1 protein-coding gene is annotated in these 9487 nt (G+C 78.8%); it reads right to left on the bottom strand.

Annotated features, from left to right (window positions below):
• Positions 1-262: 262 nt before the first annotated feature.
• On the bottom strand, positions 263-9487 hold a 9225-nt coding region (locus ACWENR_RS27175), incomplete at its 5' end, for a type I polyketide synthase (protein ID WP_452279792.1).

A 9487-nucleotide genomic window follows, 5' to 3' on the forward strand; every position in this document is an offset into this window, starting at 1 on the left:
CCCGACCGGTCGCCCCGGACGACGACCCCGATCGTTGTCGTCTTGCCCGCGCCGTTCGGCCCGAGCAGACCGAAGACCTCACCGGCGGCGACGGAGAAACTCAGCCCGTCAACGGCCGGCGGCATGTTGGGCTGGTACTGCTTGACCAGCTCCGTGACCACCACTGCCTCGTCCACGTCGTCATGCTCCCGTCCTGTTCCTGGAATCCGATAGATGTGCGTGCGCCGATAGGGGGCGTTAGGGGCACGCCAGGGGCGAGCCGTCAGAGACGCCGCCCGGTCAGCCACCGCTGCACCGTGCCGGCCAGCTCCGGCCCCCGGTCGGCGACCATGCTGAAGTGGTCGCCGGCCGCGTCCACCGCCTCGTGCGGGTACGGCCAGCGGGACCGCCAGCCGCCCTCCTCGCCGTCCCACTCCCCCAACGGCTCGCTGGCCCGCACCAGCAGCGTCGACGCCGCCATCGGGGCGGGCTGCCAGTCCAGGAACAGCGGCAGGTAGCCGGCCCAGGCCGTCGTCCGCCAGTCGTCCATCGGCGTGTACGCGCTGTCCCGGTCGATCATCCCGTCGAGCAGCTGCGGCACCCACCGGCCGAGCACCTCGCTGTCGGCCGGGTAGGTGTCCATCAGCACGACGGCGGCCGGCGGCCGGCCCTGCCGTTCCAGCTCGCCGGCGAGCAGGTTGGCCACCATCGCGCCGCCCGAATGGCCGGCGAGCACGAACGGGCCGGAGCCGACCGCGCGCCGCACGGTGTCGGCGTGCACCCGCAGCAGCGCGTCGAGGTCGGCGGGCAGCTCCTCGCCCGCCCCGAAGCCCGGGTTGGGCAGGGCCCAGACGTCGCGGGCCCCCCGGAAGCCGGCGGCGAGCCGGGCGTACTCGTGTGCCCCGGAGAGCAGCGACATGGTGCAGCAGCAGACCAGCGGGGCCCCGGCGCCGCCCCGGGCCAGCCGGAGGATGCCGGCCGGGCGGGTGAGCTGCCCGGGCTCGCTGAAGCTGGGCCGGAACTGGGCGAGCTTGACCAGGAGCTCGGCGTACCCGGCCGGGTCCTCGCGCGCCCTGGGCTGGTTGAACAGCCCGCCGAGCAGCCCGCCGCCGGCGCCTTCCGGCGCGGGCTCCCCGGCGGTGTCCGGGGCGGCCTCGGCCGCGTCCGCGCCGACGGTCTGGTCGAGCAGGTGACGGGCCAGCGCCGTCGGGGTGGGGTGGTCGAAGAGCAGAGTGGCGGAGAGCTCCGCCCCGGTCTCCTGGCGCAGCGCGTCCCGCAGCTCCAGCGCGGTCAGCGAGTCGAAGCCGAGCTCCAGGAAGTCGTGGTCGGCCTCGACCGCGCCGGGCGAGGCGTGCCCGAGCACGGTGGCCACGCGTGCCCGGACCAGGTCCAGCAGGATGCGGTGCCGGTCGGCGGGCGACGCGGCGGTCAGGCGGTCCCGCAGCACCCGGGCGGGGTCGCCGGCCTCGACCGCCGGCCGGGCGTCCAGGTCCGCCGCGACCGCCTCGGGCACCCCGCGCAGCAGCGGGCTGGGCCGTACGGCGGTGAAGGCCGGCACGAACGCGGACCAGTCGAGATCGGCGACCGCGATCTGGTCGTCGCCGCCGGCCAGGGCCAGTCGCAGCGCGGACAGGGCCACGTCGGTGGCGAGCGGGCGGACCCCCCGGCGGCGCAGCTGCTCCGGTTCGGCGGCCTCGTCGGCCCAGGGCACCCAGGCGACGACGGTGGCCGCCCGGCCGGCGGCGCGGCGGCGCGCGGCCAGCGCCGCCAGCCCCTCGCCCGCGGCGGCGGCGACCGCCGCGCCCCCGCCGCCCCAGACGGCGGCGGTGGAGGAGAAGACGACGAACTCGTCGACCGGCCGGTCGCCGCACGCCCGGTCGAGCAGTTCCACGGCGGCGGTGCGGGCGGCCACGGCGGCGGCCAGGTCGGCCGGTTCCAGGGCCGTGACCGGCTCGCCGGCGCCGTCGGAGTCGGCGACGTGCAGCACGGTGCGCACCTCGGCGCCGTCGGTGGCGAGCCGGTCCAGCACCTCGGGCAGCCGGTCGAGGTCGTCGACGGCGGTGACGGCGGCGGCCAGCCCGGCGGGCGCGGCGGGCCCGGCGAGGACGAGGTGGGTAGCGCCCCGCTCGACGAGCCAGCGCAGCAGGTGCGGGGCGCGCGCCGCCGCCGCGCCGTGCACGAGGACGGCGCCCCGGGGCCGCCATTCCTCGGCGGGACCGGCCGGGGCACGACAGAGCCGCCGCGCGTACACCCCGCTCGGGCGGACCGCGAGCTGGTCCTCGTCGCCGGCGGCGGTGAGCGCCGCCAGGACGTGCTCGGCGGCGGCGTCGTCCAGCGTGGCGGGCAGGTCCAGCAGGCCGCCCCAGTGCCGGGGATGTTCCAGCGCGGTCACCAGGCCGAGGCCCCAGGTGGTGGCCTGCCCGGGGCGCGCGACCGGGTCGTCGGGGGCGGTGCTGACGGCCTGCCGGGTGAGCAGCCAGAGCGGCACCGGCGGCAGGGTGTCGGTGACCGCCTGCACGAGGGCGAGGTTGGCGGTCAGGCCGAGGGGCACGGCGGGCCGGTCGGGGTGCGGTCGCTCGTCGAGGGCGAGCAGCGACACGATCCGGGTCGGCGCCGCCCGGTCGGTCGTGGCGGGGTCGCCGGCCAACCGCTCGGCGAGTGCCGCCCGGTCGACCGTCGCCGGGTCGACGGCGATCCGTCGCACGGTGCCGCCCCGGGCAGTGACCAGTTCGGCGAGCCGGTCGACGACCGGCCGGTCCGCGTCGGTGTGGACGACGGTCCAGTGGCCGTCGGCGGCGCCCGCCGCGAGGGCCTCGGGACGCCAGGTGATCCGGTACCGCCAGCCGCCCGCGAGGGTGTCCTCCCGCTGCTGGCGTCGCCACTGCGCCAGTTCCGGCAGCAGGTCCCGCAGCGGCCGGTCGGGGTCGACGCCGAGCCGGTCGGCGAGCGCGTCGCCGTCGCCGGACGTCACCGCCTGCCAGAACGCCGCGTCGGTGTCGTCGCGGCCGGCGGCGGGCGGGTGGGTGGCCGCCGCGTCGAGGGTCGGCCAGAAGCGCTGGTGGGCGAACGCGTAGGTGGGCAGGCCCACCGGGCCGGCGCCGCCGGGCAGCAGCCGGGACCAGCGCACGGGCACGCCCTGGCAGTGCAGCCGGGCGACCGCGCCGAGCAGGGTGGCCACCTCGTCCTGGCCGGGCCGCTGCACGCCGGTCACGACGACCGGGGCGTCCGCCGGCAGCGCGTCGGCGGTCAGGGCGGTCAGCACCGTGTCCGGGCCGACCTCCAGGAACCTCGTCACCCCGTGGGCGTGCAGGTGGGTGACGGTGTCGGCGAAGCGGACCGCCTCGCGGACGTGCCGGACCCAGTAGTCGGGGGTGCACAGGGTGTCGGCGTCGACGACCGTGCCGGTCAGGTTCGACACCAGCGGCACCGTCGGCGGCGCGTACGACAGGGTGGCCGCCACGGCCGCGAAGTCGGCGAGCACCGGCTCCATCAGCGGGCTGTGGAAGGCGTGGCTGACCCGCAGCCGCTTCGTGCGTACGCCGAGGCCGGCGAAGTGGTCGGCCAGCCCGGTCAGGGCGTCCTGGGCCCCGGCGACGACGACGGCCGCCGGCCCGTTGACCGCGGCGACGTCGAGCTGTCCCGGCGTGCCGGCCAGCGCCCGCCGCACGTCGACCTCGGGGGCGGCGACGGCGAGCATTCCGCCGCCGGCGGGCAGGGCCTGCATGAGCCGGCCCCGGTGGCCGACGAGGGTGCACGCGTCGGGCAGGGAGAGCACCCCGGCCACGTGGGCGGCGACGATCTCCCCCACGGAGTGGCCGGCGACCAGGTCGGGCCGGATCCCCCACTCCTCGACCAGCCGGAACAGCGCCACCTCGACCGCGAAGAGTCCCGCCTGCGTGAAGGCCGTCCGGTCGAGCAGGTCGGCCTCGGCGGTGCCGGGCTCGGCGAACAGCACCTCGCGCAGGGGCCGCGGCAGGTGCGCGTCGAGGTGCTGGCACGCCTCGTCGAGGGCGGCGGCGAAGCGGGGGAACGCCGCGTAGAGCTGGCGTCCCATGCCGGCGTGCTGGGCGCCCTGGCCGGAGAAGAGCACCGCCAGCGCGCCGCCGGGCTCGGCGACGCCCCGGGTGAGGCCGGGGTGGTCCTGCCCGGCGGCGAGGGCCCGCAGGCCGGCCAGGGCGGCGTCGGCGTCGGCGGCGAGCAGCACCGCGCGGTGCCGCAGCGGGGACCGTTTGGTGGCCAGCGCCCGGGCCACGTCGGCGGCAGGCGCGGCGCTGCCCGGCAGCCAGTCGGCGAGCCGGGCCGCCTGGGCCGGCAGGCCGTCCGCGCTGTCGGCCGAGACGACGAAGGGCAGCACCGGCGGCGCGTCGGCGGCGCCGAGCGGGTTCCGGCCGGTGCCGGCCGTCGGCGCGTCGGCGCTGGCCGTGGGCGCGTCGGCGCCGGCCGTGGGCGCGTCGGCGCCGGCCGTGGATGCTTCGGCGCTGGCCGTGGGCGCGTCGGCGCCGGCCGGGCGGGGGGCGTCGGTGTCGGCCGGGGACGCTACGGGCGCCTGTTCGAGGATGACGTGCACGTTGGTGCCGCTGACCCCGAACGACGACACGCCGGCCCGCCGGGGCCGGTCCACGGCCGGCCACGGCCGCGGCTCGGTCAGCAGCGCGACCGCGCCCGCCGACCAGTCCACGTGCGGCGTCGGCTCGTCGACGTGCAGGGTGGGCGGCAGCAGGTCGTGCTGGAGGGCCATGACCATCTTGATCACGCCGGAGACGCCGGCGGCGGCCTGGGTGTGGCCGATGTTCGACTTGATCGAGCCGAGCAGCAGCGGCCGGTCGGCGGGCCGGTCCCGCCCGTACGTGGCGAGCAGCGCCTGCGCCTCGATGGGATCGCCGAGCCGGGTGCCGGTGCCGTGCCCGTCGACCGCGTCCACGTCGGCGGCGGTCAGCCGCGCGTTGGCCAGCGCCTGCCGGATCACCCGCTCCTGGGCGGGCCCGTTGGGCGCGGTCAGGCCGTTGCTGGCGCCGTCCTGGTTCATCGCCGAGCCGCGGACGACGGCCAGGATCCGCCGGCCCTCGCGCCGGGCGTCGGAGAGCCGCTGCAACATGACCAGGCCGACACCCTCGCCCCAGCCGGTGCCGTCGGCGGCTGCGGCGAAGGACTTGCACCGGCCGTCGAGGGCGAGCCCCCGCTGCCGGGCGAACTCCAGGAACGGCCCGGGGGTGGCCATCACCGTCACGCCGCCGGCGACGGCGGAGTCGCACTCGCCCTGCCGCAGCGACTGGCAGGCCAGGTGCAGCGCCACCAGCGACGACGAGCAGGCCGTGTCGACGCTGACGGCGGGGCCCCGCAACCCGAAGTGGTAGGCCAGCCGGCCGCTGATGACGGCGGCGACGTTGCCCGTCGCCTGGTAGCCCTCCGTCTCGACGCGGGCGGCCAGCAGCAGCGTCGCGTAGTCCTGGCCGTTGGTGCCGACGAAGACGCCGGTGTTGGTCTCCCGCATGTCGGCCGGCGCGGTGCCGGCCCGCTCGAACAGCTCCCAGGCGCTCTCCAGCAGCACCCGCTGCTGCGGGTCCATCACCATCGCCTCGCGCGGGGAGATGCCGAACAGGGCGGCGTCGAAGCCGGCGGCGTCGGCGAGGAAGCCACCCTCCCGGACGTACGAGGTGCCGGGGCGGTCGGGGTCCGGATCGTAGATGGCGTCCAGGTCCCAGCCCCGGTCGGCGGGGAACCCGGCGATGCCGTCGCGCCCCTCGCTGACGAGCCGCCACAGGTCCTCCGGGTCGGCGACGCCGCCCGGATACCGGCAGCTCATCGAGACGACGGCGATCGGCTCGTCCAGGGCGGTGGCGGCCCGTACGGCCGGGGTCGCCTCGGCGTCGTCGCCGGTGATCAGGGTGACCAGGTGGTCGGCGAGGGCCGTGGGCGACGGCCGGTCGAACACCAGCGTCGCCGGCAGGGTCAGCCCGACCGCCTCGGCGAGCCGGTTGCGCATCTCGACGGCGCTGAGCGAGTCGAATCCGATCTCCCGGAACGACCGGTCCGCCGCCAGCGCCTGCGGCGAGGGCAGGCGCAGCACCGCCGCGGCGTGGACGCGCACCAGGTCCAGCAGGAGCCGGCGCCGCTCCGGCGCGGCGAGGCCGGCGAGCCGGCCGCGCAGCGGGGACGCCTCCCGCGTCCCGCCGTCGTCGTCGCCGGGGCGGGCGGCGGCGAGGGCGCGGGCCACCTCGGGGATGTCGCCGATCAGCGGCCGGGGTCGGGCCAGCGCGAAGGTCTGCAGGAACCGGTCCCAGGCGACGTCGGCGACGGTGAGGGCCGGCTCGTCCCGTTCCAGGGCGCCGGCCAGCACGGCGACGGCCAGGTCGGGGTCCATCGGCCGGACGCCGGAGCGGAACATCTGGTCGGCGGCGCCCTCGGCCGCCGCCATGCCGCCGCCGTCCCAGGCGCCCCAGGCCAGCGCGGTGCCGGGCAGCCCGCGCCGGCGGCGGTCCTCGGCGAGCGCGTCGAGGAAGGCGTTGCCGGCGGCGTACGCGCCCTGGTGTCCGCCGCCCCAGACGCCGGCGCCGGAGGAGAAGAGCACGAACGCGGTGAGGTCCGGGCCGAGTACCTCGTCGAGGTTGGCCGCCCCGGCGACCTTGGCCCGCAGGGCGCCGGCCAGCGCGGCGACGTCGGTGTCGGCCAGCGCGCCGGCGTGCGGCACGCCGGCGGCGTGGAACACCGCGTCGATCCGGGTGCCGTCCTCGGCGAGCCCGTCCACGAACGCGCGCAGCGACTCCCGGTCGGCCACGTCGCAGGCCGCCACGGTGACGGCCGCGCCGTGGCCGGTCAGCTCGGCCTCCAGCTCGGCGGCGCCGGGCGCGGCGGGTCCCTGCCGGCTGGTCAGCACGAGGTGCGCGGCGCCTGCGCGGGCCAGCCAGCGGGCCACGTGGGCCCCGATCGAGCCGAGGCCGCCGGTGACCAGGACGGTGCCGCCGGGGCGCCAGCCGTGGCCCGCCGGGCGGTCGCCGGCGGCGGCCCGGACGAGGCGCCGGGCGAACAGGCCGGAGGGGCGTACGGCGAGTTGGTCCTCGTGCCCGTTGCCGGCGAGCGCGGCGGCCAGCCGGGCGCGGGCACGCTGGTCCGGGTCGGCGGGCAGGTCGACCAGGCCACCCCAGCGGTCGGGGTGTTCGAGCGCGGCGACCCGGCCGAGCCCCCAGGCCAGGGCCTGGCCGGGCCGGTCGACGGGGTCGGCCCGGCCGGTGCTGACGGCGCCGCTGCTGACGCACCAGAGCGGGGCGGCCACCCCGGCGTCGCCGAGCGCCTGCGTCAGGGCGAGCGTGCCGGCGAGCCCGGCCGGCACGACGGGGTGCTCCCGGTGCGGCGCGTCGTCGAGGGCGAGCAGGGAGCACACCCCGGCGGCGGACTCGGGGCCGGCGGCGCGCAGCAGGTCGGCCAGGGCGGCCCGGTCGGGGTCGGCGACGGCGAGCAGGACGGGTTCGGCGCCGGCCTCGGCGAGCGCCCGCAGGACCGCGCCGGTCAGCGGGGCGTCGGCGTGCGCGGCGGGCACCGGCACCAGCCACCTGCCGCCCAGCGCGGCGGTCGTCGGCGCGGTGACCGGCGTCCAGGTGACCCGGTAGCGCCAGACGTCCACGGTGGACTCGTCGCGGCGGCGACGCCGCCAGGCGGCGAGCAGCGGCAGCGCGTCGTCGAGGCGGCGGGCCTCGGTGTCGTCGAGGCGCATGGCCTCGGCGAGCGCCCCGGCGTCGGCCCGCTCGACGGCGTCCCAGAACCGCCGGTCGGCCGGTTCCCCGGCGGCCGCGACCGCGCCGGGCAGCGCCGGCGCCTCCGGCCAGTACCGCTGGCGGTGGAAGGCGTACGTGGGCAGCGACACGGGCGGGCCGGTGCGCGGGCCGTGGACGGCGGCCCAGTCGACCTCGACGCCGTGGGCGTGCAGCGTGGCGAGGGCGGTGAGCAGCCGCGGCCAGCCCCCGGCGTCGCGGCGCAGGGTGTCGACGACGACGGCCTCCCGCCCGGCGGCGTCGGCGGCCGCCCGGATGGCGGGGCCGGCCACCGGGTGCGGGCCGACCTCGAGGAAGACCTGGTGGCCCTCGTCGAGCAGGCCGCGCACGACGCGGGCCAGGTCCGCCGTCTCGCGCGGGTCGCGGCACCAGTGGTCGGCGTCGAGTCCGGCGGTGTCCAGGGGCCGGCCGGTCGAGGCGGACCAGTACGGCGTCTCGGCGGGACGACCGGCGATCCCGGCAAGGCCGGCGGCCAGCCGCCCGGCGGCGGCCTCCCCGTGCGGCGCGCCGTCGACGGCCTCCGCATGCGGCGCGGAATCGGCGGCCTCCCCGCGCGGCGCCCGGTCGACGGCCTCAGCGTGCGGCGCGGAATCGGCGGCTCCCCCGTGCGGCGCGCGGTCGACGGCCTCCGCGTGCGGCGCGGAGTCGGCGAGCGCCCGGCCGCGCAGCGCCACGACCCGCGCGCCGTCGGCCAGCGACAGCGCCCCGGCCACGCAGGCCGCCGCGATCTCGCCCGGGCCGTGGCCGACCACGCCCGCCGGCCGTACGCCGAGGGCGGCCCACAGCCGGGCCAGCGAGACCATGACCGCCCACAGCGCGGGCCGCACCACGTCGGGGGCGACCGGCTGCGGCGCGTCCGGGGCGGCGCGCAGCACGTCGGTGAGCGACCAGTCCACCCAGGGCGCCAGCGCCTCCTCGCACTCGGCGACGGCGGCAGCGAAGACGGGGGACGTGTCGAGCAGGTCGGCGGCCGTCCCGGGCCACTGCGCGCCGTACCCGGAGAAGACGAGGACCGGGGCGGCGTCGCGCAGGACCGTGCCGGTGACCACGTCGGCGGCGGGGTGACCGGCGGCGAGGGCGTCGAGGCCCCGGGCCAGTTCGTCGCGATCGCGCCCGAGGACCACCGCCCGGTACGGAAACGCCACGCGGCTGGCGGTCAGCGCGTACGCCACCTCGGCCGGCTCCAGCTCGGGGTGCGCGGCCAGGTGGGACCGCAGCCGGCCCGCCTGTCCGCGCAGCGCGACGGGGTCCGCCGCGGAGAGCGCGAACGGCACGACGGCGGGCGTCGTGGCGGAGAGCGTCGGCGGCGCGGCGGCGGACTCCGAGGGCGCCGGCGGCGCGGCGGCGGTGTCGGGCGGGGTCGCGGCGGCCGGCTCGGGGGCCTGCTCGATGACGACGTGCGCGTTGGTGCCGGAGATGCCGAACGAGGACACGGCCGCCCGGCGGGGCCGGTCCACGGTCGGCCACGGGGTGGGCTCGGTGGCGAGCGTCACCGCCCCGGCCGTCCAGTCGATGTGCGGCGACGGCTCGTCGACGTGCAGGGTCGCCGGCACCAGGCCGTGCCGCATCGCCAGGACCATCTTGATCACCCCGGCGACGCCGGCGGCGGCCTGGGTGTGCCCGATGTTCGACTTGACCGAGCCGAGCCAGAGCGGCCGGTCCGCCGGGCGGCCCTGCCCGTACGTGGCGAGCAGCGCCTGCGCCTCGATCGGGTCGCCGAGGGTGGTGCCGGTGCCGTGCGC

This window comes from Micromonospora sp. NPDC004336 (genome assembly GCF_053602615.1).